Raw genomic sequence first — 24,693 nt, forward strand, 5'->3', positions numbered from 1 at the left:
CCCGCCGGGCCGTCGGTCGTCCCGGCTAGAGTGATCCACATGCTGGTAGCCGCCGCCGTGTGCCCCTGTCCGCCGCTGCTCGTCCCCGAGGTCGCCGCCGGGGCCGCGCCCGAGCTGGACGAACTGCGCGCCGCCTGCGACGAGGCGCTGGCGGCGCTGGTCGCGGCCGAGCCGCAGCTGGTCGTGGTGGTCGGCGCCGGGCCGGAGGCCGAGGTGTGGACCGAGGGCGGGGCCGGGTCCTTCCAGCGGTACGGGGTGCCGCTGGTCGCCAAGCTGCCCGGCGACCGGGTGGAGGGGCCGGAGCTGGCACCCTCGCTGACCGTCGGGGCCTGGCTGCTGGAGCGCGCCGGGGTCACCCTGCCCACGCACGCCTGCGCGGTGCCCGCCGACGCCCCCGCCGACCGGATGCTCGGGCTCGGCCAGGGCCTGGCCGGGCTCGCCGACCGGGTCGCCCTGCTGGTGGTGGGCGACGGCAGCGCCTGCCGCTCGGTGAAGGCGCCCGGCTACCTGGACGAGCGGGCCGAGGGCTTCGACGCGGCGCTGGCCGCCGCCCTGGGCTCGGCCGACCTGCCCGCCCTCGCCGCCCTGGACGCCGCGCTCGCCGCCGAGCTCAAGGCCGAGGGCCGGGCGCCCTGGCAGGTGCTGGCCGGCGCCGCCGAGGGCGCCGGCCTCACCGCGCGGCTGGGCTACCAGGACGCGCCGTACGGGGTCGGGTACTTCGTGGCGTCCTGGAGCTGAGCCTCAGGACCGGGGGGCCTCGCCCCCGTCACCCGGCTTCGGCTTGTGGGCGAAGTCGTCCACCGCGTCCTTGGCCTTGCTGGCGCCGTGCTCGATCTTCTCGCTGTACTTGCCCTTGGTCGCCTTGTCGATCGCGCCGCCGGCCTTGTCCACCATCTGATCGATCTGGTCGCTGTGCTTGCCGGCGAGCTCGCTGGCCTTCTCCTTGAGCTCCTCGGCCTTGCCCTTGAGGTTGTCCATCAGACCCATGGCGATCTCCTTCTCTCCCTGTCCCCCGTACAACGCCTGCGAGCGGTAAAGCGTTCGCAAAAACGGCCCCGGTCGGCCAGGCGGCCGGAAACAGTCACGGAAGCAGTCCCCGGACAGTCATATCCTCGCGCAGCCGGGGGTGAGCGGCAGCCCGGTCTCCGATGCTCCAGGGGTTTTGCGAGACTGGAGCGGTGAGCAGCTCCCGTACCCCGCGCGTCGTATCGATCGTCGGCGCGACCGCCGCCGGCAAGTCCGACCTGGCCGTCGCCATCGCCCGTACCCTCGGCGGCGAGGTGATCAACACCGACTCGATGCAGCTGTACCGGGGCATGGACATCGGCACCGCGAAGCTCACCATGGACGAGCGCGGCGGAGTGCCGCACCACCTGCTGGACGTCTGGGAGGTCACCGAGGCCGCCAGCGTCGCCGAGTACCAGCGGCTGGCCCGGGTCGAGATCGACCGGCTGCTCGCGGCCGGGCGCACGCCCGTCCTGGTCGGCGGCTCCGGGCTGTACGTCCGGGCGGCGATCGACGAGATGGAGTTCCCCGGCACCGACCCGGCGGTGCGCGCCCGGCTGGAGGCCGAGCTGGAGCAGCACGGCCCGTACGGGCTGCACCGGCGGCTGGCCGAGCTGGACCCGGCGGCCGCCGAGGCGATCCTGACGAGCAACGGGCGGCGGATCGTCCGGGCGCTGGAGGTCATCGAGATCACCGGGCAGCCGTTCACCGCCAACCTGCCGAGCAACACCGCCGTGTACGAGGCGGTCCAGATCGGCGTCGCGGTGCCGCGCCCCGAACTGGACGAGCGGATCACCCTGCGGGTCGACCGGATGTGGGAGGCCGGACTGCTGGACGAGGTGCGGGAGCTGGAGAAGGTCGGACTGCGCGAGGGGAGGACCGCCTCCCGGGCGCTCGGCTACCAGCAGGTGCTCGACCACTTCGCCGGCGAGTGCACCGAGGACGAGGCGCGGGCCGAAACCGTACGGGCCACCAAGCGCTTCGCCCGCCGTCAGGAGTCCTGGTTCCGCCGGGACGACCGGATCCACTGGCTCTCCCGCCCGGCCGGCACCGACCCGGTCGAGTTGCTGGAACGATCCCTCGAACTGATCGGACGTCAGGGAGTTCCGGCCGCGTAGGAGTGGTTTTGGCCAATTCGGCGGTGCACCTGCGCGCGCAGGTGACCGTGCAGGACGAACCGGGGGTCACGGCCCGATCACGTGATGGCCACGGATCACCCGAGGACCCCGGTCACGTCCCGAACGGCCCCTCTGGACATGCCATCATCGATGCCATAGGGGTCGGCCCGTGCGGGCCGACCGTGCCCGGCCGCGAGTCCGCTCGTGTCGAACTGTCAGGGGAGGCCGTGTGTCGACGGGTACCGGCCCCGAACCCGGTCAGGGCGGGAGTGTCACCGCACCGGCCGAGGAGTTCGACGAGTCGACGATGGGGGACCTTCCGGTGCTGACCGGCCTGGGAGCGCCGACCTCGTACGCGGCCGCGGTGCCCGCGCTGGACACCCGCACCCCGCCGGACGCCGCGGTGCGCGAGCGGGAGATCCGGCCGCTGCGCCGGCTGCGCTGGTGGCAGACCCTGCCGATCGCCCTGCTGGGCACCCTCGGCTCGCTGATGTTCGCCTTCCCGCTCGCCTTCGGCTCGGCCGGCGCGCGCGCCACCATGGTCGGGATGCTCGGGCTGCTGTTCACCGCCGCCTCGGTCGGCTGGGGAGCGATGGCCGCCCGGCACGCCGGATACAAGTGGCCGGGACTGCCGCGCCGGGGCTCCGGGAAGCGAGCCGGCTGGAAGGCGATCGTGGTCTACACCCTGATCGCGCTGGCCGCCTGCGCGCTCGCGGTCTGGCGGGTCGCCCACCTGCGCTGAGCGGGCCGCTGAGCGGGCCGCGCGCCCTTTCCCGCGCGAGCCGAAGGGCAGGAGCGCCCGGAGGCGAGCGGGCGACAATCAGTACCATCGGAGGGGTGAGCGCATCCTCTCCCCAGCAGGCCGGTCTCCCCTTCTTCAAGGGGCACGGCACCCAGAACGACTTCGTGATCGTGCCGGACCCGGACGGCGTGCTGGAGATCGGCCCGGAGGCCGTCGCCGCGCTGTGCGACCGACGGGCCGGCATCGGCGCGGACGGACTGCTGCGCGTGGTGCGCGCCGCCGCCGAACCGGCCGCCGCCCACCTGGCCGACCGGGCCGAGTGGTTCATGGACTACCGCAACTCCGACGGCAGCATCGCCGAGATGTGCGGCAACGGCCTGCGGGTCTTCGCCCGCTTCCTGGTCGAGGCCGGCCTGGCCGAGCCCGGCGAGCAGGCGATCGCCACCCGCTCCGGGGTGCTCACCGCGAAGGTCGCCGAGGACGCCGGGGACGGCACCCCCGGGGACGTCACCATCGGCATGGGCCGCGCCCGGCTGCCCGGACCGGACGGCATCGAGGTCGCGGTCGGCGACCGGCGCTGGCCCGCCCTGAACGTCAACATGGGCAACCCGCACGCGGTGGCCTTCGTCGAGAGCCTGGACCACGCCGGCGAGCTGCGCACCGCGCCGTTGACCAGCCCCGAGGGCGTCTACCCGGAGGGCGTGAACGTCGAGTTCGTGGTGGACCGCGGCCCGCGGCACGTCGCGATGCGGGTGCACGAGCGCGGCTCCGGCGAGACCCGCTCCTGCGGCACCGGCGCCTGCGCCGTCGCCGTGGCGGCGATCCGCCGGGACGGCCTGGACCCCGCGACCACCGGCGAGGCGGTCTCGTACACCGTGGACGTGCTGGGCGGCCGACTGGTCATCACCGAGCACCCGGACGGCCGGGTGGAGATGGCCGGACCGGCGGTGATCGTGGCCGAGGGACGGGTCGACGCGCGCTGGTGGGAGTCGCTGCGCCGCGGCTGAGGGCCCGGTTTGCCCATTTCGTACGGCGACGAATCCCCCCGATCGGGTGATACCGGTCGCGGACGGGAATCACGGCATCGCAGAACGTGCTCTGCTCGGTAGCATGGACCACCGGGTCGATCCCCCTGGGAGGGGTGGCAAGATCACCCTCCCTCGGGAGGGGCAGCGCCCGGCGACCGTTGCCGGAGGTGCGCCGATGACCATCGAAGCCGGGCAGTCCCTCGCGGGGCAGCCGACGACCGCACGGCAGGCCGGGGCCAGGCGGCCCCTGGGAGAACTCGGCCGGGCCGCCCTGGGCCGGGCCGGGCGGGCCGCGTTACTGGCCACCGGCCGCCCGCCCGTGCCGGACGCCCTCGAACCGCTCGTCCGGGTCCACCGCCGACATCACCCGCAGGCCGACCTCGGGCTGCTCGCCCGGGCGTACCGGCTGGCCGAGGCCAGCCACCGCGGCCAGAAGCGCAAGAGCGGCGAGCCGTACATCACCCACCCGCTGGCCGTCACCATGATCCTGGCCCAACTCGGCGCCGGGACCACCACCCTGGTCGCCTCGCTGCTCCACGACACCGTCGAGGACACCGATCTGACGCTCGACCAGGTGGGTGCCGGGTTCGGGCCCGAAGTCGCCTACCTGGTCGACGGGGTGACGAAACTGGAGAAGGTCGACTTCGGCGCCGCCGCCGAGGCCGAGACCTTCCGCAAGATGCTGGTCGCCACCGGGGACGACGTCCGGGTGATGGTGATCAAGCTCGCCGACCGGCTGCACAACATGCGCACCATCCGGCACATGAAGCCGGCCAGCCAGGTGCGGATCGCCAAGGTCACCCGGGACGTGCTCATCCCGCTGGCCGAACGGCTCGGCATCCAGGTGCTCAAGGCGGAGCTGGAGGACATCGTCTTCGCCACCCTGCACCCCGAGGAGCACGCTCGCACCCGCGCCCTGATGGCCGGTCACGAGACCGAGTCGGACACCCTGCTGGAGCCGTTCGCCCGGCAGCTGGCCCGGCAGCTGGCCGAGACCGGGGTCGCCGCCGACGTGACCGTCCGGCCCCGGCACTGCGTCTCGCTGCACCGGGTGCTGCTGGAGCGGGCCGCCGCGCCCGGGCCGGACGGGCGGCCGCAGGGGCCGCAGCCGGCCGACTTCGGGCGGCTGCTGGTGGTGGTCGAGGAGAACGCCGACTGCTACGCCGTGCTCGGCGAGCTGCACACCTGCTGGACGCCGCTGCCCGGGGAGTTCAAGGACTTCGTGGCCGCCCCCAAGTTCAACCTCTACCAGTCGCTGCACACCGCCGTGGCGCTGGAGGGCCGTGCGGTGGTCGAGGTGCTGGTCCGGACCCGGCGGATGCACGAGGTGGCCGAGACCGGGGTGGTCGCGCTCGGCGACCCGACCCCGGCCGGCACCGCCCAGGACGCCGACGAGCTGGACCGCACCGACCCGGCCCGGCCCGGTTGGCTCAGCCGGCTGCTGGAGTGGCAGCAGGAGACGCCCGACCCGGACGCCTTCTGGTCCGCGCTCACCGCCGACCTGGCCGGCGACCGTGAGATCACCGTGGTGACGGAGAGCGGCGAAACGCTTCAGCTGAGGGCCGGGGCCAGCTGTGTGGACGCGGCCTACCTGCTCGGCGAGGAGACCGGCCACCGATGTATCGGCGCCCGGGTCAACGGCCGGCTCACCGCGCTGTCCACCGTCCTGCAGGACGGGGACGTGCTCGCGGTGCTCACCGAGAACCTCCCGGCGGGTGGCAGCCAGCCGTCCGGCCCCTCGCCGGAGTGGCTGGCGCACGCCCGCACCCCCGCCGCCCGGCTGGCCATCGAGCGCTGGCTGGCCGACCACCCGGCCCGGCTGCCGGTGGTGCGCACCGGCCCGGCGGGCGGCCAGCCCGCTCCGCCCGCGCACCGGGCCGGCGAGCGCCGGGCCGCCCCGGTCACGGTGGCCGGGCGGCCCGGCGCGCCGGTGCGGCTGGCCCGCTGCTGCACGCCCGTCCCGCCGGACGAGGTGGCCGGCTACCCGATTCGCGGCGGCGCGGTGGCCGTGCACCGCACCAGCTGCCCCGCCGGGCAGCGGCTGCGCGCGGACGGCCGCGCCGAGCTGGAGGTCCGCTGGCGGTCCGAGGGCGCCCCGGCGGCCGGGCACCGGGTCACCCTGCTGGCCGAGGCGCTGAACCGGCCCCGGCTGCTCGCCGACCTCACCGCGGCGATCTCGGGCGAGGGCGTCGGCATCGTCTCGGCCGAGGTCGAGCCGCCGCAGGAACTGCGGGTGCGGCACACCTACACCGTCGAACTGCCGGAGCCGGGCACGCTGCCGGCGCTGATGCGGGCGATGCTCAAGGTCTCCGGGGTGTACGACGTGAGCCGCCCGCACGCCCCGGAAGGGGCCCGGCCCCGGCACTCCGCGGGAAATGGGGGTGACCGGCCCGCGCCGGGCGTGCGAACATCGTGGGGAATTCACGACCGGTCCACGGCGTTCACAGGGCACAGGGGCCCCGGTGACAGCCGAGGGTCCGCACCGCAGCCTCACAGCGACCAAAGGACAGAATGACCTCCACGTTCGACACCCGCGACCACGCCGACGCCCCGCGCCGCATCGGCGGTCTGCGGGCGGAAGCCCTCATGGACGAGGACCTCGCGGCCATCGACGAGGACCTCGGCCACAGCTACGACGGCGACCAGTACGACCGCAGCGAGCGTGCGGCCCTGCGCCGGGTCGCCGGCCTCTCCACCGAACTCGAAGACGTCACCGAGGTCGAGTACCGCCAGCTGCGCCTGGAGCGCGTGGTGCTGGTCGGTGTCTGGACCGACGGCACGCTGGAGGAGGCGGAGAACTCGATGGCCGAGCTCGCCGCGCTCGCCGAGACGGCCGGCTCCGAGGTGCTGGACGGCGTCATCCAGCGGCGTGACAAGCCCGACGCGGCCACCTACATCGGCTCCGGCAAGGCGCAGGAGCTGCGGGACATCGTCGCCTCCAGCGGCGCCGACACCGTGGTCTGCGACGGTGAGCTCACCCCCGGCCAGCTGATCCACCTGGAGGACGTGGTCAAGGTCAAGGTCGTCGACCGGACGGCCCTGATCCTGGACATCTTCGCCCAGCACGCCAAGTCCCGGGAGGGCAAGGCGCAGGTCTCGCTCGCGCAGATGCAGTACATGCTGCCGCGCCTGCGCGGCTGGGGTCAGTCGCTGTCCCGGCAGATGGGTGGCGGTGGCTCCGGCTCCTCGGGCGGCGGCATGGCCACCCGTGGTCCCGGTGAGACCAAGATCGAGACCGACCGTCGTCGGATCCGCGAGAAGATGGCGAAGCTCCGCAGGGAGATCGCCGACATGAAGAAGGGCCGCGACACCAAGCGCCAGGAGCGCAAGCGCCACCAGGTGCCGTCCGTGGCCATCGCCGGGTACACCAACGCCGGCAAGTCGTCCCTGCTCAACCGGCTCACCGGCGCGGGCGTGCTGGTGGAGAACGCGCTGTTCGCCACCCTGGACCCGACCGTGCGCCGGGCCCAGACCCCGAGCGGGCGGCTCTACACCCTGGCCGACACCGTCGGCTTCGTCCGGCACCTGCCGCACCACCTGGTCGAGGCCTTCCGCTCGACCATGGAGGAGGTCGCCGACGCGGACCTCATCCTGCACGTGGTCGACGGCTCGCACCCCGAGCCGGAGACGCAGCTGGCCGCCGTCCGCGAGGTCATCGTCTCGGTCGAGGCACAGAACGTGCCGGAGATCGTGGTGATCAACAAGGCGGACGCCGCCGACCCGCACGTGCTGCAGCGCCTGCTGCGCCGCGAGCCGCACGCCATCGTGGTGTCGGCCCGCAGCGGCGCGGGCATCGACGAGCTGCTGAAGCTCATCGACGACGAGCTGCCGCGCCCGGCCGTCGAGGTGCGGGCCCTGGTGCCCTACACCCAGGGCGCCCTGGTCTCCCGGGTGCACAAGGAGGGCGAGCTGCTCGCCACCGAGCACACCGGCGAGGGCACGCTGCTGCACGCCAAGGTGCCGGCCGAGCTGGCCGCGGAGCTGGAGCACTTCGCGGTGGCCCTGCAGGGCTGACCGGTTCCGTCGGAGGGCCTCGGACGGTCACGTCCGGGGCCCTCCGTGTTTCCCGGGGCGCGTTACCTCACGTTCTTGGTGAAGTAGTCGAAGGCCTGCTTCGCCTGGTCCTGCAGCGACGGCCCGGCCAGGTACCCGGCCGGGTTGCGGTTGCCGATCGCGCTGACGCTGACCAGGTTGGGCTTGCCGTCCTTGGTGATGAACCAGCCGCCGCCGCCCGCCCCGCCCGTCATGGTGCAGCCGATCACGTACATCGGCGGGCGGCGGCGGTCGAAGGAGAGCGCGCCCGGCGCGGCGGGGGAGTCGCAGCGGTTCAGCTCCATGCCGTCGAAGGGCCGCTCGACCGGGTAGCCGTACGCGACGGCGGAGCCGACCTGCTCGCGCGGGGCGTTGAACCAGACCGGGACGGAACCGCCGACCGTCTCCTCCAGGGACGGACCGGGGTCCGACTCGCCGCGCACCCGGACGATCGCGTAGTCGTACTGGCTGTGGGCTCCGACGCCGCCCTCCTGCAGCCAGGTCGGCGACACCAGCGCGCGCACCGCCGCCCACCGGCCGTACGGGGCGGCCTGCTGGTCGCCGTACGGCTTGCCGCGGCTCGCCCGGCCGTCCCGGTTGAAGCCGGGCACGAAGACCAGGTTCCTCACCCAGGCGCTGCCCTTGCCGTCGGTCAGGCAGTGCGCGGCGGTGTAGACCAGGTTGCTGCGGCCCGGGTTGACCGGGTCGGAGACCACCGTGCCGGAGCAGACCGCGTCGCCCTGGGGCGTGGTCATCAGCAGCTTGCCGACCACGGCGGAGTCCGGGCCGTACGGGTGCTGCTGCGGCCTGGCCTGGACGGCGGCCGGCGGGGCGTCGCGCTGGACGGTGCTCGGCGCGGTGGCGGTCAGCGCGTACTCCGGGGTGGGCCTGGCCTTGGCGGCCTCCATCCGGGAGGGCGACCAGTAGCCCGGGGCCACCGGGTTGGCGAAGCCGCTGTCGGTCACGTACCGGGCCCAGTCCTCCAGCTTCCAGCCGCTCAGGTCGCCCAGGCTGGTCGGTGCGGCCTTGGGCAGCGCGCCGGGCGGCGTGGCCGGGGTGGGGCCGTCCGGCCCGCAGGCGGCCGCGGTGATCGTCAGGGCGGCGAGCAGCGCGGCGCCGGCCGTCGCGGCCCGGCGCCCACTGCTGCTGATCGTGCGCACGCTGGTTCGTCCCCCGTGGTGGTACCGGTCACTGCTTCCTGGAGATCCAGTCCAGGGCCTGCTTGGCGACCGACTCCAGGTACGGGCCGCTCAGCGAGGTGTGCTCCTGGGTGCCGATCGAGGTGTTGCTGACCAGGGCGGTCCTCCCGTCCGGCATGGTGGCGAACCAGCCGCCGCCGCTGGCGCCCTGGGTCATGTCGCAGCCGATGGTCAGCATCGTCGGGCGCTTGGCGTCGAAGGACAGCCGGGTCGGCTTGCCGCCGTCGCACTTGTAGAGCTCCTGGCCGTCGAACGGCTTGACCAGCGGGTAGCCGACGGCCGAGACCTTGAGCTGGTCGCGGGGCGCGTCGAACCACACCGGGACGGCCGAACCGACCGTCTCCTCAAGGGACTTGCCGGTGTCGTTCTGGTTGTGCACGCGCATCACGGCGAAGTCGTACTGGTTGGCGGCGTCACCGGTCTGGCCGCCCTCGACCATCCACTGCGGCGAGGTGGTGACCTGGTCGGCCCACCAGGTGCCGAGCGGGGCCAGCTCGGACAGCGGGGCCTTCTTGCCGCCGCTGGAGGCACCGGAGTTGTTGTAGGCGGGAACGAAGACCAGGTCCTTGTAGAAGTTGCCGCCCTTGCCCTCGTGCACGCAGTGGGCGGCCGTCCAGACCAGGTTGCTCTTGCCCGGGTGCTGCGGGTCGGCGACCACCGTGGCCGAGCAGTTGCCCCGGCCGCCCTGGGCGGAGAAGAACACCTTGCCGGAGGGCTGCTTGAGGTACGGGCGGGGCACCTGCACGGCCTTGACCACCGGGGGCTCCGGGTCGGTCACGCCGTCGTCGGTGGAGGGCTTGGGGGTGGCGGGGGCCGGCTTGGCGGTGGGCGGGGCCGGGTCGGCCGGCTTGGCGTCGCCCATCTTGTCCGGGTCCCAGAAGTCCTTCACCACCGGGTTGTTGAAGACGTGCTTGGACGCCCACTTGTCCCAGTCGTCGAACTTCCACTTCTTCAGGTCGTCCCAGCTCTTCGGCAGGCCGTCCAGCAGGCTGGTCGGCAGGCCGGAGGGCAGGGTGATCCCGCCGATGGCGCCGCCGCCCGGGGCGGCCGCGCCGCTCGCCGCGGTGACACCGGGTGGCGGCGCGGCGGTCTTCCCGCCGTCGCCGGCCGGGCCGTCCGGTCCGCAGGCGCTCGCGGCGAGCAGCGTTCCGGTGACCAGGGCGGCGGCCAGGGCTGACCGGTGGATCGATGGCATCAGTGCGCTTCCCCCTGTGCTCGGTCGTACTTCGGTGTGGCGGCTCACCGCTCTGGAGTCTTCCATCGCCGTACAGGACGGCCGTGGCCGCCCCCAGGGTTGCGGGGCCGGCCGGAGGTCACCGATCCGTGACGCGCGACCAGGCGGCTCTTCGGTGCAGCAAGGCCTTCCGCCCCCGGGGTGGACAATCCTCGATCTTCACTCGGACGAGTGAGCCGTCCTTGTGATCACCCGTCAGGGATAGGTAACCCTTACCTGACGCGACGGTGCGAGCGCCCGCCGATCCTCTCCACCACCAGCGCGCGTCCGCACCCCCACGCGCACCAAGGAGCAGCCTTGAGCACCGCCCTCACCGGAGCCCCGCCCGAATCGCCGCTGTTCATGGACCAGCCCCTCGGGCCCGACCCGCTGCTGCACCCGGATCCCGCCGTCGCCGCCGAACAGGCCGCCCTGGAGGGCCTGCTGCGCTGCTGGACGCGGGAGACCGACGCCCGGCCCGGCCCGGACGGGCGGCTGCGGATCGACGTCCTCGGCGGCGCCGCCCGGCTCACCGCGCCGGTCCGCTACTGGTCGCCCGGCGGCTGGCACCGGTTCGGCCCGGCCACGCTCTCGGCCGGGGAGGGGACCGCCGAGGCCCCGGTGGACGCCGTCACCGCCGCCGCGCTGCTCGCCGCCGCGGCCGCCGAACGACCCGACCCCGGGCAGGTCGCCGACCTCGCCGCCCGGGTGGCCGACTCGGTGGTGCGCACCGCCGAGATCCTCGCCCACCGCCGTACCGCCGCCGAACCCGGCGGGCCGGAGCGCTCGCACTTCCTCGCCGCCGAACAGTCCCTGCTGCTCGGCCACCCGCTGCACCCCACCCCGAAGAGCCGCGACGGCCTCGGCCCGGCCCAGAGCGCCGCCTACTCGCCCGAACTGCACGGCTCCTTCCAGCTGCACTGGTACGCGGTCGAGCGCGAACTGCTCGCGGCCGGCTCCGCCGTCGCCGACAGCGCCGACCGGCTCACCGCCGCCCTCCTCGGCGGCCGTGCCGCCCTGCCGTCCGGCACCGCCGCCCTGCCGCTGCACCCCTGGCAGGCCCGCGAACTCGCCCACCGCCCGGCCGTCGCGGCCCTCCTCGCCGACGGGCTGCTGCACGACCTCGGCCCGGCCGGCGAGCCCTGGCACCCCACCTCCTCGGTGCGCACCGTCTACCGCCCCGGCACGCCGTGGATGCTCAAGCTCTCGCTCGGCCTGCGGATCACCAACTCCCGCCGGGAGAACCTGCGCAAGGAGCTGCACCGCGGCCTGGAGATGCACCGGCTGCTGGAAAGCGGGCTGGCCGCCGAGTGGCGCGCCGCCCACCCCGGCTTCGACATCGTCCGCGACCCGGCCTGGATCGGCGTCGACCACCCCGACCTCGGCGACCCCGGCGGCCTGGACACCGTGCTGCGCGCCCAGCCCTTCGCGCCCACCGACCGGGCGCTGTGCGTGGCCGGCCTGGTCGCCGAACAGCCGCTCGGCACCGGCGCCACCGTGCCGTCCCGGCTCGGCGACACCCTGCGCTCGCTCGCCGCCCGCACCGGCCGCCCGCTGCGCACGGTGGCCGCCGAATGGTTCCTGCGCTACCTGGACGCCGTCGTGCTGCCCGTCCTGTGGCTGGACGGCCGGGGCGGCATCGCCCTGGAGGCGCACCAGCAGAACAGCATTGTGCTGCTGGACGCCGAGGGCTGGCCCTGCGGCGGCCGCTACCGCGACAACCAGGGCTACTACTACCGGGAGAGCGCCGCCGAGCGGCTCACCACCCGGCTGCCCGGGCTCGGCACGCAGAGCGACACCTTCCTGCCGGACCCGGTGATCGATCACCACTTCGCCTACTACCTCGGCATCAACCACGTCCTCGGCCTGATCGGCGCCCTCGGCTCCCAGGGCCTGGCCGACGAGACGGTGCTGCTGGCCGCGCTGCGCCGGTTCCTGGCCGGCCCGCAGGCGACCGCCACCGGCTCGGCACTGCCCGCGCTGCTGCTGGACGCGCCCACCCTGCCCTGCAAGGCCAACCTGCTCACCCGGATCAACGGCCTGGACGAACTGGTCGGGCCGGTCGCCACCCAGTCCGTGTACGTGGACATCCCCAACCCGGTGGCGGGCGCCTGATGTTCCACGACCTGCCCGGGTGGGGCGAAGTCCCCACCCCGGCCGGCGGGTTCCGGCTCAGCCCGGTCCGGCTGCCCGCCGACCTGGAACTGCTCGCCGGCTGGATGAACGACCCCGAGGTCGACGAGTTCTGGCAGCTCGCCGGGCCGCCCGCCGTCACCGAGCGGCACATCCGGGCCCAACTCGACGGCGACGGACGCAGCGTGCCCTGCCTGGGCCTGCTCGACGGCGCGCCGATGAGCTACTGGGAGCTCTACCGCGCCGACCTCGACCCGCTCGCCGGGCACTACCCGGCCCGGCCGCACGACACCGGCGTGCACCTGCTGCTCGGCCCCGCCGCCAGCCGCGGCCGGGGCCTGGGCGGTCACCTGCTGGCCGCCCTCGCCGACCTGGTCCTCCGGCAACGACCACGGTGCGAACGAGTGGTGGCCGAACCGGACATCCGCAACCGGCGCTCGGTCCGGGCCTTCGAGCGGGCCGGATTCCGGGCCACCGCCGAACTCCACCTGCCCGACAAGCGCGCCGCCCTGATGGTCCGCGAACGAGACTCGACTCCCGCCTAGGACACCCCTGTGGACACCTCGACACCCCCGCCCTACGACCTGCTCGGCGTCGGCATCGGCCCGTTCAACCTCTCGCTCGCCGCACTCGCCGAACCCGTACCCGGCCTGCGCACGCTCTTCTGCGACCAGCGCCCGGAGTTCCGCTGGCACCACGGGATGCTGGTGGACGGGGCCCGGATGCAGGTGCCCTTCCTCGCCGACCTGGTCTCCCTGGTCGACCCGACCAACCCGTGGTCCTTCCTCAACTACCTGCGCGCCCAGGACCGGCTGTTCCCGTTCTACTTCGCCGAGCGCTTCCAGCTGCCCCGCCGCGAGTACGACCACTACTGCCGCTGGGCCGCCGAGCGGCTGCCCAACTGCCGCTTCGGCACCGAGGTCACCGCGCTGCACTGGGAGGATCCCCACTACCGGGTCGAGTTGACCGACACCGCGACCGGCCGGCGCTCCGCCGTACGGGCCCGCAACCTCGCGCTCGGCGTCGGCACCCGGCCCGTACTGCCCGAGGCCTTCGCAGGGCTGGCCGGCCACCCGACGGCCTTCCACTCCGCCGAGTACCTCGACCGCCGCGCCGACCTGGCCCGCGCCCGGGACATCACCGTGGTCGGCAGCGGGCAGTCCGGCGCCGAGGTCTTCCTCGACCTGCTCCGCCGCCACGAGGACGACAGCGTCCGGCTGCGCTGGCTCACCCGCACCCGGGCGCTCGCCCCCATGGAGTACTCCAAGCTCGGCCTGGAGCACTTCACCCCCGACTACACCCGCTACTTCCACGGCCTGCCCGGGCCCGTCCGGGACGCCCTGGTCGCCGCCCAGTGGCAGCTGCACAAGGCCGCCAGCGCCGAGACCCTCGCCGAGATCCACGACCACCTCTACGAGCGCACCATCGGCCGCCCGATCGACGCCGCCCCGGTCGAGATCACCCCCGGCACCGCCGTCACCGACGCCCGCCCCGGCTCCTGCGGGGGCCTCGAACTGCACTGCCGGCACACCGACTCCGGCACCGAGCACCTGCTGCGCACCGACGCCGTGGTGCTCGCCACCGGCTACCGCGCCGCCCGTCCGGCCGCGCTCGAACCGCTCGCCCACCTGATCGACTGGGACGGGACCGGGCGCTACCGGGTCGACCTCGACCACCGGGTCGCCACCCGGCCCGAGCTCACCGGCGGCCTCTACGTCCAGAACGCCGAACTGCACACCCACGGCGTCGGCACCCCCGACCTGGGCCTCGGCGCCCACCGGGCCGCCGTCATCCTCAACGCCGTCACCGGCCGCACCGTCCACCGACTGCCCGACCGCACCGCCTGGACCGGCTTCGCGCCGCCCGCCCCCGCCGGTCGCGCCGCACAGCCCACCCCCGTCGTCCCCCGTCCCCAGGAGCTGACCCGTGCCGCAACCGTCGGCCGCTGAACCGCCGCTCTACCTGCCCCCGCACCTCACCGCCGGGCACTGGCAGCGGGCCGGCCGCGCCCTGCTGGCCAAGATGTTCGGCGAGTTCGCCTACGAGGAGCTGCTCACGCCCGTCCCCGGGGCCCTCGACGGCGACTACCTGCTGAAGCTGCCCGAGGCCGAGTACCGCTTCACCGCCCGCCGCGGCGCCTACGGCAGCTGGCAGGTCGACCCGGAGTCCATCCGCTGCTCGTGCCCGGACGGCCTGGACCCGCTGCGCTTCCTCCCGTACGCCCGGCAGACCCTCGGGATGCGCGGCGAGACCACCGCCCACCTGATCCGTGAACTCTCCGCCACCCTGACCGCCGACGTCCGCCAGCTCGCCACCGCGCTCACCGCCGCCGAACTCGCCGAGCTCGACCACCCGGCGCTGGAGGGACGGCAGGGCGGCCACCCGTGGATCGTCCCCAACAAGGGCCGGATCGGCTTCTCCGGCGCCGACACCGCCCGCTGGGCCCCGGAGGCCCGCAGCCCGCGCCCGCTGCCCTGGATCGCCGTCCACCGCCGGCTCGCCCAGTACCGCGGCGTGCCCGGCCTGGAACAGCCCGAGCAGCTGTACGCCCGCGAGCTGGACGACCCGGACGCGCTGCGCGCCCCGCTCGGCCCGGACGCCGACGACTACCTGCTGCTGCCCGTCCACCCCTGGCAGTGGGACGAAACGGTCCTGCCGCTGTTCGCGCCCTGGATCGCCTCCGGCGAGATCGTCCCGCTGCCCTCCGACGGCGACCCACGGCTGCCCCAGCAGTCCATCCGCTCCTTCTTCAACACCGCCCACCCCGAGCGCTGCACCGTCAAGCTGCCGCTGTCCATCCTCAACACCCTGGTCTGGCGCGGCCTGCCGGTCGAGCGCACCCTCGCCGCGCCCGCCGTCACCGCCTGGCTGCACGGGCTGCGCGACACCGACCCGTACCTGCGGGACGAGTGCCGGGTGATCCTGCTCGGCGAGATCGCCTCCGTCACCGTCGACCACCCGGTCTACCGGGAGATGCCCGAATCGCCGTACCAGTACAAGGAGCTGCTCGGCGCGATCTGGCGCGAACCGCTAGGCCCCTTCCTCGCCGAGGACGAGCGCGCCCGCACCCTGGCCGCGCTGCTGCAGACCGGCTCGGACGGGCGGGCGCTGGCCGCCGAGCTGATCGCCCGCTCCGGCCTCACCCCCGCCGAGTGGACCGGCCGGCTGTTCGCCGCGATGCTGCCGCCGCTGCTGCACTTCCTCTACCGCTACGGGCTGGTCTTCTCCCCGCACGGCGAGAACGCCATCGTGGTCTTCGACGACCGCGACACCCCGACCCGGCTCGCGGTCAAGGACTTCGTCGACGACGTCAACCTCAGCGACCAGGACCTGCCCGAGCTGCGCGACCTGCCCGCCGAGGTCGCCGACGTGCTGTTGCGGGACAGCCCGCAGGGGCTCTGCCAGTTCATCCACTCCGGGCTGTTCGTCGGCGTCTTCCGCTACCTCGCCCCGCTGCTGGAGGCGCAGGCCGGACTGCCCGAGACCGAGTTCTGGGCCCTGCTGCGCGCCGAGATCCACCGTTACCAGGCCCGCTTCCCCGAGTTGCGCGAGCGCTTCGAGCTGTTCGACCTGTTCCAGGCCCGGATCACCCGGCTCTGCCTCAATCGCAACCGGCTGCTGCTGGACGGCTACCAGGACCGCCCGCACCGCCCGCACGCGGCCCGGCACGGGACGGTGCCGAACGCGCTGGTCGCCGTGGACGTGCGCCTTCCGGCTGGATGGGACCGGATTGTCACCCCCGCCCCGTAGGGTGGAAGGGCCATGACGAACGACTCCGAACCCCTGCCCGCGACGGACCTCGGCGACGAGGCCGAGGAAGCCGTCGCCGTCCCGCGCTCGCGGATCCCCGAACTGCTGCACGCCGCGGTGGCGGCCGTCGGCGGCGTGGAGCGCCCCGGCCAGATGCGGATGGCCGAGGCCGTCGCCGACGCCGTCGACCACAGCGAGCACCTGCTCGTCCAGGCCGGCACCGGCACCGGGAAGTCCCTGGCCTACCTGGTGCCGGCGCTCGCCCACGGGGACCGCGTGGTGGTCGCCACCGCCACCCTGGCGCTGCAACGCCAGCTGGTGGAACGGGACTTGCCGCGCACGGTCGACGCGCTGCACCCGGTGCTGCGCCGCCGCCCGCTGTTCGCGATGCTCAAGGGCCGCTCCAACTACCTGTGCCTGCACCGGGCCAACGAGGGCACCCCGAGCGACGAGGGCGAGGGCCTGTTCGACCCGGTGGACGCGCTCGGCGGGCCCACCGGCAAGCTCGGGCAGGAGGTGCTGCGGCTGCGGGAGTGGGCGGACGAGACCGAGACCGGGGACCGCGACGACCTCAGCCCCGGCGTCTCGGACAAGGCCTGGGCCCAGCTGTCGGTCACCTCCAAGGAGTGCCTGGGCGCGACCCGCTGCGCGTACGGGCAGGAGTGCTTCGCCGAGAAGGCGCGGGAGCGGGCCAAGCTGGCGGACGTCGTGGTGACCAACCACGCGATGCTCGCGATCGACGCGATCGAGGGCGCGCCGGTGCTGCCCGAGCACGGGCTGCTGATCGTGGACGAGGCGCACGAGCTGGTCAACCGGGTCACCGGCGCGGCCACCGCCGAGCTGACCGTCGGCGCGGTCAACCGGGCGGTGAAGCGGGCGGCCCGACTGGCCAACGAGAAGGCCGTGGACGCGCTGCAGGCCGCCGCCGAGAACTACCACGGCCTGATGGAGACCGCCCAGCCCGGCCGGGTCGAGGAGCTGCCCGAGTACCTGGCGTACGCGGTCACCGCGATCCGGGACGCCGCCCGGCAGGTGATCACCTCGCTCGGTGAGACCCGGGACAAGGGGCTCAGCGACGAGGACGCGGTCCGCAAGCAGGCGATGGCCTCGGCCGAGACGCTGCACGAGACCGCCGACCGGCTGCTGGAGGACTCCGAGTACGACGTGGTCTGGATCGAGCGCAGCGACCGCTACGGGCTGGGCACCGCCTCGCTGCGGGTGGCCCCGCTCAGCGTCTCCGGACTGCTGCGCGAGGGGCTGTACAAGGAGCGCTCGGTCGTCCTCACCTCGGCCACGCTCAAGCTCGGCGGGGACTTCAACGGCGTGGCCGGCTCGCTCGGCCTGCCCAAGGAGACCCGACTGCCGGACCAGCGCACGCCCGGCGACAATCCGGAGTCCGGCTTCGGGGAGGATGTCGTCCCGTACTGGCGGGGCATCGACGTCGGCTCGCCGTTCAAGTACCCCAAGCAGGGCATCCTGTACGTCGCCAAGCACCTCGCCGACCCCGGGCGCGACCCCGAACGGCCGGACATGCTGGACGAGTTGGCCGAGCTGATCGGCGCGGCCGGCGGCCGGACGCTGGGCCTGTTCTCCTCGATGCGCGGCGCCCAGACGGCCGCGGAGGCGCTGCGGGAGCGGCTCGACAACCGGATCCTGCTCCAGGGGGAGGACACCCTGGGCGAGCTGATCCGCGAATTCGCCTCGGACGCGACCACCTGTCTGTTCGGCACCCTCTCGCTCTGGCAGGGCGTGGACGTGCCCGGTTCGGCCTGCCAACTGGTCGTGATGGACCGGATCCCGTTCCCACGACCGGACGACCCGCTGATGAGCGCCCGCCAGAAGGACGTCGAACAGCACGGCGGGAACGGCTTCATGGCGGTCGCGGCGACGCACGCGGCGCTGCTGATGGCGCAGGGCGCCGGTCGGCTGGTGCGGGCGGCGGACGACCGGGGCGTGGTGGCGGTGCTCGACCCGCGGGTGGAGACCAAACGGTACGGGAGCTTCTTCCGGTCCTCGATGCCGGAGTTCTGGTACACCACGGACCGCAACCAGGTGCGCCGCTCGCTGGCGGCGATCGACGCCTCGGCGGCGCCGGTGCGGCCGGTGGTGAAGCGGGGCTGAGGGCGGCAGCCGCCGCGTTCACCCGCGCAACGACGGAGGGGCTCCCCGCTGACGCGGTGGAGCCCCTTCCCGTTTCGGGCCCGGGAGCGCCTCAGAGGCGGCGCAGGACCGCGACGACCTTGCCCAGGATGGTCGCGTTGTCGCCGTTGATCGGCTCGTACGCCGGGTTGTGCGGCATCAGCCAGATCCGGCCGTCCTCGCGCTTGAGCCGCTTGACCGTGGCCTCGCCGTCGATCATCGCGGCCACGATGTCGCCGTTCTCGGCGACCGGCTGGCGGCGCACGGTGACCCAGTCGCCGTCGCAGATGGCCGCCTCGATCATCGAGTCGCCGCGCACGGTGAGCGCGAACAGCTCGCCCTCGCCGACCAGCTGGCGGGGCAGCGGGAAGACGTCCTCGACCGTCTGCTCGGCCAGGATCGGACCGCCGGCGGCGATCCGGCCGACCAGCGGCACGTAGGAGGTGGACGGGCGACCGGCCGTCTCGGCGGTGTTGGGGCGGGCCACCTCGACGCCGCGGACCTCGTAGGCGCGCGGGCGGTGCGGGTCCCGGCGGAGGAAGCCCTTGCGCTCCAGGGCCATCAGCTGGTGGGCCACGGAGGAGGTGCTGGACAGGCCGACGGCCTGGCCGATCTCGCGCATGGACGGCGGGTAGCCGCGGCGCTGGACGGAGTCGCGGATGACCTCGATCACCCGGCGCTGGCGCTCGGTGAGGCCGGCCTCGTCGGTGCGGATGCCGGGGGGGCGTCCGGGCATCGCGCGGGCGGGGGAGGGGTGGGTTTCGTCCATGGCGGAGGAGTGTTCGATCGGCTGGTCGGGAACGCGGCTCACGGTGGAAAGGGCCGCGCCGGAGAGGCGGTGGTCTTCGCTACGGTCCATGCTGATGTCCACACTCTGCTGATTCGTGGTGCGCTGCCCCACCTTGAACTGGGAGTGTTCCTGCACCGGGATGGTGTTGGTTTCGATGGTGTTCACGGCGGCCCCTCTCGACGGCTGTCCTCTCCCTTTTCCAGCCCAACGCACCTCCTATCGAAAGGTTGCGCCAAACACACGTTCGAGTGAATTATTCGGGAGTTGGCTGACTCGATCAAGGCTTTGTTGTACATCGAGTAAATGTTCGACTGGATGTCGACTCCGGAAGTCTAATCGGCGCCGACACGCCAGGGGTGTCACTTCCCCCTGAGGCCTACATGTAGTGGCTAGAGTCCTCTCCGTGCCCAGTACTAGTGGTCGCGCCGCATGATCAGCTTGCCGAAGCCGGGGGCGCATCGCTTAGACTCGACAAGTCCGCACGTCCTGCCAGGGAGGGATCCCCAGGTGCACTGCCCCTTCTGCCGGCACTCCGACAGCCGCGTTGTCGACAGTCGGACCACCGAGGACGGCAGCTGCATCCGCCGTCGTCGACAGTGCCCGGACTGTGGCCGCCGTTTCACCACCGTGGAGACGGCCGCGCTCATGGTCATCAAGCGCAGCGGCGTCACCGAGCCGTTCTCCCGGCAGAAGGTCATCACCGGCGTCCGCAAGGCCTGCCAGGGCCGCCCGGTCACCGAGGACGCCCTCGCCCAGCTCGGCCAGCGGGTCGAGGAGTGCGTGCGCGCCAGCGGCAACGCCGAGCTGACCACCCACGACGTCGGGCTGGCCATACTCGGCCCGCTCAAGGAACTCGACGTGGTCGCCTACCTGCGCTTCGCCAGCGTGTACCAGGCGTACGACGGACTCGAAGACTTCGAGGCCGCCATCGCGGAACTCCGCGCCGAGCGGCCCGTCCCCGAGGCGGACGGCACCCCCGTGCCCGTTCCCGCCACCGCGCCCTAGGTGGCGCCGGGCCCCACGAGGGCCCTCCAGTCAGCACCACATGGCCCCACGGGGCCCACGCGTGCCCGAAAACGGGGCACAGAACACTACAAACCGTGCGTAAGCGGGCGAGGTCTCCGCCTGCCCGCACACCGGAAGAACGAACCAGCGGTGCCCGGATTTTTCGGGGCACTTCGGGCGTTTGCCCAGGAGGAGGAGCGAGAAGTGACAGACACCACGAGCGGTTCCGCACGCGGGTCGAAGTCCGAGAAGGCCGTGGCCAAGGGCGCCAAGGCCCCGAAGGGCGGTCTCCGGATGGAGCGCATCTACACCACCCCTGGCGTGCACCCCTACGACGAGGTCCGCTGGGAGCGGCGGGACGTCGTCATGACCAACTGGCGCGACGGCTCGATCAACTTCGAGCAGCGCGGTGTCGAGTTCCCCGACTTCTGGTCGGTCAACGCCGTCAACATCGTCACGTCCAAGTACTTCCGCGGCGCCGTCGGCACCCCGCAGCGCGAGTGGAGCCTCAAGCAGATCATCGACCGCGTGGTCCTCACCTACCGCGCGGCCGGCGAGAAGCACGGTTACTTCGCCACCAAGGACGACGCCGACGTCTTCGAGCACGAGCTGACCCATGCCCTCCTCCACCAGGTGTTCAGCTTCAACTCGCCGGTCTGGTTCAACGTCGGCACCAAGCAGCCCCAGCAGGTCAGCGCCTGCTTCATCCTGTCCGTCGACGACTCCATGGAGTCGATCCTCGACTGGTACAAGGAAGAGGGCATGATCTTCAAGGGCGGCTCCGGCGCCGGCCTCAACCTCTCCCGCATCCGCTCCTCCAAGGAACTGCTCTCCTCCGGCGGCAACGCCTCCGGCCCGGTCTCCTTCATGCGCGGCGCCGACGCCTCGGCCGGCACCATCAAGTCCGGCGGCGCCACCCGCCGCGCGGCCAAGATGGTCGTGCTGGACGTCGACCACCCGGACGTCGAGGCCTTCATCGAGACCAAGGTGAAGGAGGAGGAGAAGATCCGCGCCCTGCGTGACGCGGGCTTCGACATGGACCTCGGCGGCGACGACATCGCGTCCGTCCAGTACCAGAACGCCAACAACTCGGTCCGCGTCAACGACGAATTCATGACCGCCGTCGAGAACGGCACCGAATTCGGCCTGCGCGCCCGGATGACCGGCGAGGTCATCGAGACCGTCGACGCCAAGAAGCTGTTCCGCAAGATGGCCGAGGCCGCCTGGGCCTGCGCCGACCCCGGGATCCAGTACGACACCACCATCAACCGCTGGCACACCTGCCCCGAGTCCGGCCGCATCAACGCCTCCAACCCGTGCTCGGAGTACATGCACCTGGACAACTCCAGCTGCAACCTCGCCTCGCTGAACCTGATGAAGTTCCTGCGCGACGACGACTCGTTCGACGCCCAGACCTTCGCCAAGGTCGTCGAGCTGGTCATCACCGCGATGGACATCTCCATCTGCTTCGCCGACTTCCCGACCGAGAAGATCGGCGAGACCACCCGCGCCTTCCGCCAGCTCGGCATCGGCTACGCCAACCTCGGCGCCCTGCTGATGGCCACCGGCCACGCCTACGACAGCGAGGGCGGCCGCGCCCTGGCCGGCGCCATCACCTCGCTGATGACCGGCACCGCCTACCGCCGCGGCGCCGAACTCGCCGGCACGGTCGGCCCGTACGACGGCTACGCCCGCAACGCGGCCGCCCACCAGCAGGTCATGAAGCAGCACGCCGACGCCTCGCTGGACGCCGTCTCCTTCGACGACCTGGACGCCCCGGTCTGGCTCGCGGCCAACAAGTCCTGGCAGGACGTGCTGCGCATCGGTGCGCAGAACGGTTTCCGCAACGCCCAGGCCTCGGTGCTCGCCCCCACCGGCACCATCGGCCTGATGATGGACTGCGACACCACCGGCGTCGAGCCCGACCTCGCCCTGGTCAAGTTCAAGAAGCTCGTCGGCGGCGGCTCGATGCAGATCGTCAACGGCACCGTCCCGCGCGCCCTCAAGCGCCTCGGCTACCAGGACGAGCAGATCGAGGCGATCGTCGCTCACATCGCCGAACACGGCAACGTGGTGGACGCGCCGGGCCTGAAGAGCGAGCACTACGAGGTGTTCGACTGCGCGATGGGCGAGCGCGTCATCTCGGCCATGGGCCACGTGCGGATGATGGCCGCGATCCAGCCGTGGATCTCTGGCGCCATCTCCAAGACGGTGAACATGCCGGAGACCGCCACCATCGAGGAGATCGAGGAGATCTACTTCGAGGCGTGGAAGATGGGCGTCAAGGCGCTCGCCATCTACCGTGACAACTGTAAGGTCGGCCAGCCGCTCTCGGCCAAGAAGAAGGACTCCGAGGCCAAGTCCGAGGAGACCCCGGCCGCCGTGGTCGAGAAGGTCGTCGAGTACCGCCCGGTCCGCAAGCGCCTGCCCAAGGGCCGCCCGGGCATCACCACCTCCTTCACGGTCGGTGGCGCCGAGGGCTACATGACCGCCAACTCCTACCCGGACGACGGCCTCGGCGAGGTCTTCCTGAAGATGTCCAAGCAGGGCTCGACCCTCGCGGGCATGATGGACGCCTTCTCCATCGCCGTCTCGGTCGGCCTGCAGTACGGCGTGCCGCTGGAGACCTACGTCTCGAAGTTCACCAACATGCGCTTCGAGCCGGCCGGTCTGACCGACGACCCGGACGTGCGGATGGCCCAGTCGATCGTCGACTACATCTTCCGCCGCCTGGCGCTGGACTTCCTGCCGTTCGAGACCCGCTCGGCGCTCGGCATCCACTCCGTCGAGGAGCGCACGCGCCACCTGGAGACGGGCTCCTACGAGCCGCTGGAGGCCGAGGAGATCGACACCGAGTCGCTGGCCCAGTCCGCCCCGGTGGCCCCCAAGTCGGCCCCGGTCGCGGCCGTCGAGGCGCCCAAGGCGGCTCCGAAGCAGGCCCACAACTCCACGGAGCTGATGGAGATCCAGCTCGGCCTCAACGCCGACGCGCCGCTCTGCTTCTCCTGCGGCACCAAGATGCGCCGCGCCGGCAGCTGCTACCTCTGCGAGGGCTGCGGCTCCACCAGCGGCTGCAGCTGACGATCCCGGTGTTCACCTCGGTGAGGTGAATCACTGAAGCGGGGCGAGGACTTCACGGTCCTCGCCCCGCTTTTTCGCGTTCCCGGGGATGCCGATGTCACGGATGCGGGCGGTGTCCGGTCCGTAGGGGGTGACGGCTTTTCCCGAGAGGAGCGGTGTGGTGACGGGGACGGTGCTGGTGACCGGGGCGACGGGGACGCTGGGGCGGGAGGTGGTGCGGCTGCTGGTCGCGCGCGGGGTGGCGGTGCGGGGGCTGAGCCGGCGGGCGCGCGGCGGGGGTGACGGGGTCGAGTGGGTGGTCGGGGACCTGGTGACCGGGGCCGGGATCGCGGAGGCGGTCGCCGGGGTCGAGACGGTGGTGGACTGCGCGACCACGCAGGGGAAGCAGGACGTGGCCGGGGTCGAGCGGCTGGTGGCGGAGGCCCGGCAGGCCGGGGTGCGGCACCTGGTGTACGTGTCGATCGTGGGGATCGACCGGGTGCCGATCGCGTACTACAAGGTGAAGCTCGCCTGTGAGCGGGTGGTGCGGGAGTCGGGGCTGGGGTGGACGGTGCTGCGGGCGACACAGTTCCACGACCTGCTGTTCAAGGCCTTCGGGGTGAGCGCGAAGCTGCCGGTGTTCCCGGTGGTGACCGGCACCCGGATCCAGCCGGTGGACGTCCGGGAGGTGGCGGCGTGCGTCGCGCCGCTGGTGGGGGAGGAGCCGGCCGGGTTCGCGCCGGAGGTGGGCGGGCCGCAGGCGCGGTCGTACCGGGAGCTGGCCGAGGCGTACCTGCGGGCGGCGGGCCGGCGGCGGGTGCTGCTGCCGCTGCGGGTGCCGGGCGCGGTGGGACGGGCGCTGCGGGCGGGGGGGCTCACGGCTCCGGAGCGGGCGGTGGGTCGGGGGACCTTCGAGGAGGCGTTGGCACGGCGGGTCGGGTGAGTTCCACAGTTGTCAACCAGGGTTGACATCTTCAAGGGTGTCAACCAAAGTTGACGGCATGAGCGAGAGCGGAGAGCTCGCGGCCGCCGCGGGCAGTCGTGACCCGGCCGTGGGGCTCCGGGCGGTGCGCGCCCTGCGTGATCTGGCGGACCGCCTGGAGTCCCTGCAGGTGGGCAACGCCCGGTCGCAGGGCTGGTCCTGGCAGGACATCGCGGTCTGCCTCGGAGTGACCAGGCAGGCGGTGCACAAGAAGTATGCGAAGCGCACTGCCCAGGGCGACCAGGACGGAGGCTGAGCGATGTTCGAGCGTTTCACCGACGCGGCGCGGCAGGTGGTGGTTGCCGCGCGGCAGGAGGCGAAGGGACTGCGGCACGGCTGCGGCCGTACGGCGGGCGGTGGAGGCCGAACTGGCCTGAGCCCGGCCCTGGTGAGGCCTGCGGTGGGGCGTCGGTCGTGTCGCGGACCGGTGTACGAGGCGTGAATGAAGGAGATTGACCGTCAACTAGCGGCTTGAGGCCAATGTCTGAATCGATATG

19 protein-coding genes are annotated in these 24,693 nt (G+C 72.8%); 15 read left to right on the forward strand and 4 right to left on the reverse strand.

Going from position 1 to position 24,693, the window contains the following annotated elements; all coding sequences use genetic code 11:
* Positions 1-39 precede the first annotated feature (39 nt).
* Entirely contained in the window at positions 40-738 is a 699-nt protein-coding gene (locus ACGF12_RS08680; RefSeq protein WP_393027309.1) for a hypothetical protein, read from the forward strand.
* Between the two features lie 3 nt (positions 739-741).
* Here the strand turns inward: ACGF12_RS08680 and ACGF12_RS08685 are convergent, their stop codons facing one another.
* Positions 742-987 carry an antitoxin gene (locus ACGF12_RS08685; protein WP_393027311.1) on the reverse strand — a complete coding sequence of 82 codons (246 nt, stop codon included), beginning with the start codon at positions 985-987 and terminating at the stop codon, positions 742-744.
* 161 nt (positions 988-1,148) lie between these two features.
* Here ACGF12_RS08685 and miaA point away from each other — a divergent pair, with 161 nt between their 5' ends.
* The 5 genes from miaA (at position 1,149) to hflX (ending at position 7,907) form a co-directional block, all read left to right on the forward strand.
* A complete protein-coding gene (gene miaA / locus ACGF12_RS08690) occupies positions 1,149-2,123 on the forward strand; it encodes a tRNA (adenosine(37)-N6)-dimethylallyltransferase MiaA (protein WP_393027313.1) in 975 nt (324 codons plus the stop codon).
* Positions 2,124-2,352: 229 nt separating this feature from the next.
* Positions 2,353-2,865: a hypothetical protein gene (locus ACGF12_RS08695; RefSeq protein WP_393027315.1), complete on the forward strand. Its 513-nt coding sequence runs from the start codon at positions 2,353-2,355 to the stop codon at positions 2,863-2,865.
* Positions 2,866-2,960: 95 nt separating this feature from the next.
* Positions 2,961-3,872, forward strand: a complete 912-nt coding sequence (gene dapF / locus ACGF12_RS08700) for a diaminopimelate epimerase (RefSeq protein WP_393027317.1) — start codon at positions 2,961-2,963, stop codon at positions 3,870-3,872.
* 196 nt (positions 3,873-4,068) lie between these two features.
* Positions 4,069-6,408 carry a RelA/SpoT family protein gene (locus tag ACGF12_RS08705; RefSeq protein ID WP_393027319.1) on the forward strand — a complete coding sequence of 780 codons (2,340 nt, stop codon included), beginning with the start codon at positions 4,069-4,071 and terminating at the stop codon, positions 6,406-6,408.
* On the forward strand, positions 6,405-7,907 hold the full coding sequence (gene hflX / locus ACGF12_RS08710) for a GTPase HflX (RefSeq protein WP_380611936.1): 1,503 nt from the start codon (positions 6,405-6,407) through the stop codon (positions 7,905-7,907). Before ACGF12_RS08705 ends, hflX begins: the two co-directional genes overlap by 4 nt.
* Positions 7,908-7,969: 62 nt before the next feature.
* On the opposite strand, the gene ACGF12_RS08715 is transcribed toward hflX, so the two are convergent.
* Together ACGF12_RS08715 and ACGF12_RS08720 are read right to left on the reverse strand one after the other, a co-directional pair.
* A complete protein-coding gene (locus ACGF12_RS08715; protein ID WP_393027321.1) occupies positions 7,970-9,085 on the reverse strand; it encodes a trypsin-like serine peptidase in 1,116 nt (371 codons plus the stop codon).
* Between the two features lie 28 nt (positions 9,086-9,113).
* On the reverse strand, positions 9,114-10,319 hold the full coding sequence (locus tag ACGF12_RS08720; RefSeq protein ID WP_393027323.1) for a trypsin-like serine peptidase: 1,206 nt from the start codon (positions 10,317-10,319) through the stop codon (positions 9,114-9,116).
* Between the two features lie 240 nt (positions 10,320-10,559).
* On the opposite strand from ACGF12_RS08720, the gene ACGF12_RS08725 reads away from it, so the two are divergent.
* The 5 genes from ACGF12_RS08725 to ACGF12_RS08745 are packed head-to-tail and all read left to right on the forward strand — an operon-like array spanning position 10,560 to position 18,341.
* Positions 10,560-12,452, forward strand: coding sequence for an IucA/IucC family protein (locus ACGF12_RS08725; RefSeq protein WP_393027448.1), 1,893 nt, complete (start codon positions 10,560-10,562; stop codon positions 12,450-12,452).
* Positions 12,344-13,015: a GNAT family N-acetyltransferase gene (locus tag ACGF12_RS08730; protein ID WP_393027450.1), complete on the forward strand. Its 672-nt coding sequence runs from the start codon at positions 12,344-12,346 to the stop codon at positions 13,013-13,015. Before ACGF12_RS08725 ends, ACGF12_RS08730 begins: the two co-directional genes overlap by 109 nt.
* 9 nt (positions 13,016-13,024) lie before the next feature.
* Entirely contained in the window at positions 13,025-14,419 is a 1,395-nt protein-coding gene (locus tag ACGF12_RS08735; protein ID WP_393027325.1) for a lysine N(6)-hydroxylase/L-ornithine N(5)-oxygenase family protein, read from the forward strand.
* Positions 14,397-16,220: an IucA/IucC family protein gene (locus tag ACGF12_RS08740; RefSeq protein ID WP_393027327.1), complete on the forward strand. Its 1,824-nt coding sequence runs from the start codon at positions 14,397-14,399 to the stop codon at positions 16,218-16,220. The genes ACGF12_RS08735 and ACGF12_RS08740 overlap by 23 nt, the downstream gene beginning before the upstream one ends.
* A gap of 12 nt (positions 16,221-16,232) precedes the next feature.
* Entirely contained in the window at positions 16,233-18,341 is a 2,109-nt protein-coding gene (locus ACGF12_RS08745; protein WP_393027329.1) for an ATP-dependent DNA helicase, read from the forward strand.
* 91 nt (positions 18,342-18,432) lie between these two features.
* Here the strand turns inward: ACGF12_RS08745 and lexA are convergent, their stop codons facing one another.
* On the reverse strand, positions 18,433-19,128 hold the full coding sequence (lexA, locus tag ACGF12_RS08750) for a transcriptional repressor LexA (protein WP_387626928.1): 696 nt from the start codon (positions 19,126-19,128) through the stop codon (positions 18,433-18,435).
* A 528-nt stretch (positions 19,129-19,656) separates the two neighbouring features.
* Between lexA and nrdR the strand changes: the two genes are divergently transcribed.
* The 4 genes from nrdR to ACGF12_RS08770 all read left to right on the forward strand — a co-directional run bounded on the left by nrdR (position 19,657) and on the right by ACGF12_RS08770 (position 24,452).
* Positions 19,657-20,154, forward strand: coding sequence for a transcriptional regulator NrdR (nrdR, locus tag ACGF12_RS08755; RefSeq protein WP_380611943.1), 498 nt, complete (start codon positions 19,657-19,659; stop codon positions 20,152-20,154).
* Between the two features lie 204 nt (positions 20,155-20,358).
* Positions 20,359-23,235 carry a vitamin B12-dependent ribonucleotide reductase gene (locus ACGF12_RS08760; RefSeq protein ID WP_393027332.1) on the forward strand — a complete coding sequence of 959 codons (2,877 nt, stop codon included), beginning with the start codon at positions 20,359-20,361 and terminating at the stop codon, positions 23,233-23,235.
* A gap of 160 nt (positions 23,236-23,395) precedes the next feature.
* On the forward strand, positions 23,396-24,157 hold the full coding sequence (locus ACGF12_RS08765; RefSeq protein WP_393027334.1) for an SDR family oxidoreductase: 762 nt from the start codon (positions 23,396-23,398) through the stop codon (positions 24,155-24,157).
* A 58-nt stretch (positions 24,158-24,215) separates the two neighbouring features.
* Positions 24,216-24,452, forward strand: a complete 237-nt coding sequence (locus ACGF12_RS08770; RefSeq protein ID WP_393027336.1) for an RNA polymerase subunit sigma-70 — start codon at positions 24,216-24,218, stop codon at positions 24,450-24,452.
* Positions 24,453-24,693: the final 241 nt, after the last annotated feature.

This window comes from Kitasatospora sp. NPDC048296 (assembly GCF_043201815.1).
GTDB lineage: Bacteria > Actinomycetota > Actinomycetes > Streptomycetales > Streptomycetaceae > Kitasatospora.

Coding starts and splice junctions, on each gene's coding strand:
- ACGF12_RS08680 (WP_393027309.1), top strand. CDS start 40: ATGCTGGTAGCCGCCGCCGTGTGCCCCTGTCCGCCGCTGCTCGTCCCC.
- ACGF12_RS08685 (WP_393027311.1), bottom strand. CDS start 987: ATGGGTCTGATGGACAACCTCAAGGGCAAGGCCGAGGAGCTCAAGGAG.
- miaA (WP_393027313.1), top strand. CDS start 1,149: ATGCTCCAGGGGTTTTGCGAGACTGGAGCGGTGAGCAGCTCCCGTACC.
- ACGF12_RS08705 (WP_393027319.1), top strand. CDS start 4,069: ATGACCATCGAAGCCGGGCAGTCCCTCGCGGGGCAGCCGACGACCGCA.
- hflX (WP_380611936.1), top strand. CDS start 6,405: ATGACCTCCACGTTCGACACCCGCGACCACGCCGACGCCCCGCGCCGC.
- ACGF12_RS08720 (WP_393027323.1), bottom strand. CDS start 10,319: ATGCCATCGATCCACCGGTCAGCCCTGGCCGCCGCCCTGGTCACCGGA.
- ACGF12_RS08745 (WP_393027329.1), top strand. CDS start 16,233: ATGACGAACGACTCCGAACCCCTGCCCGCGACGGACCTCGGCGACGAG.
- lexA (WP_387626928.1), bottom strand. CDS start 19,128: ATGGACGAAACCCACCCCTCCCCCGCCCGCGCGATGCCCGGACGCCCC.
- ACGF12_RS08770 (WP_393027336.1), top strand. CDS start 24,216: ATGAGCGAGAGCGGAGAGCTCGCGGCCGCCGCGGGCAGTCGTGACCCG.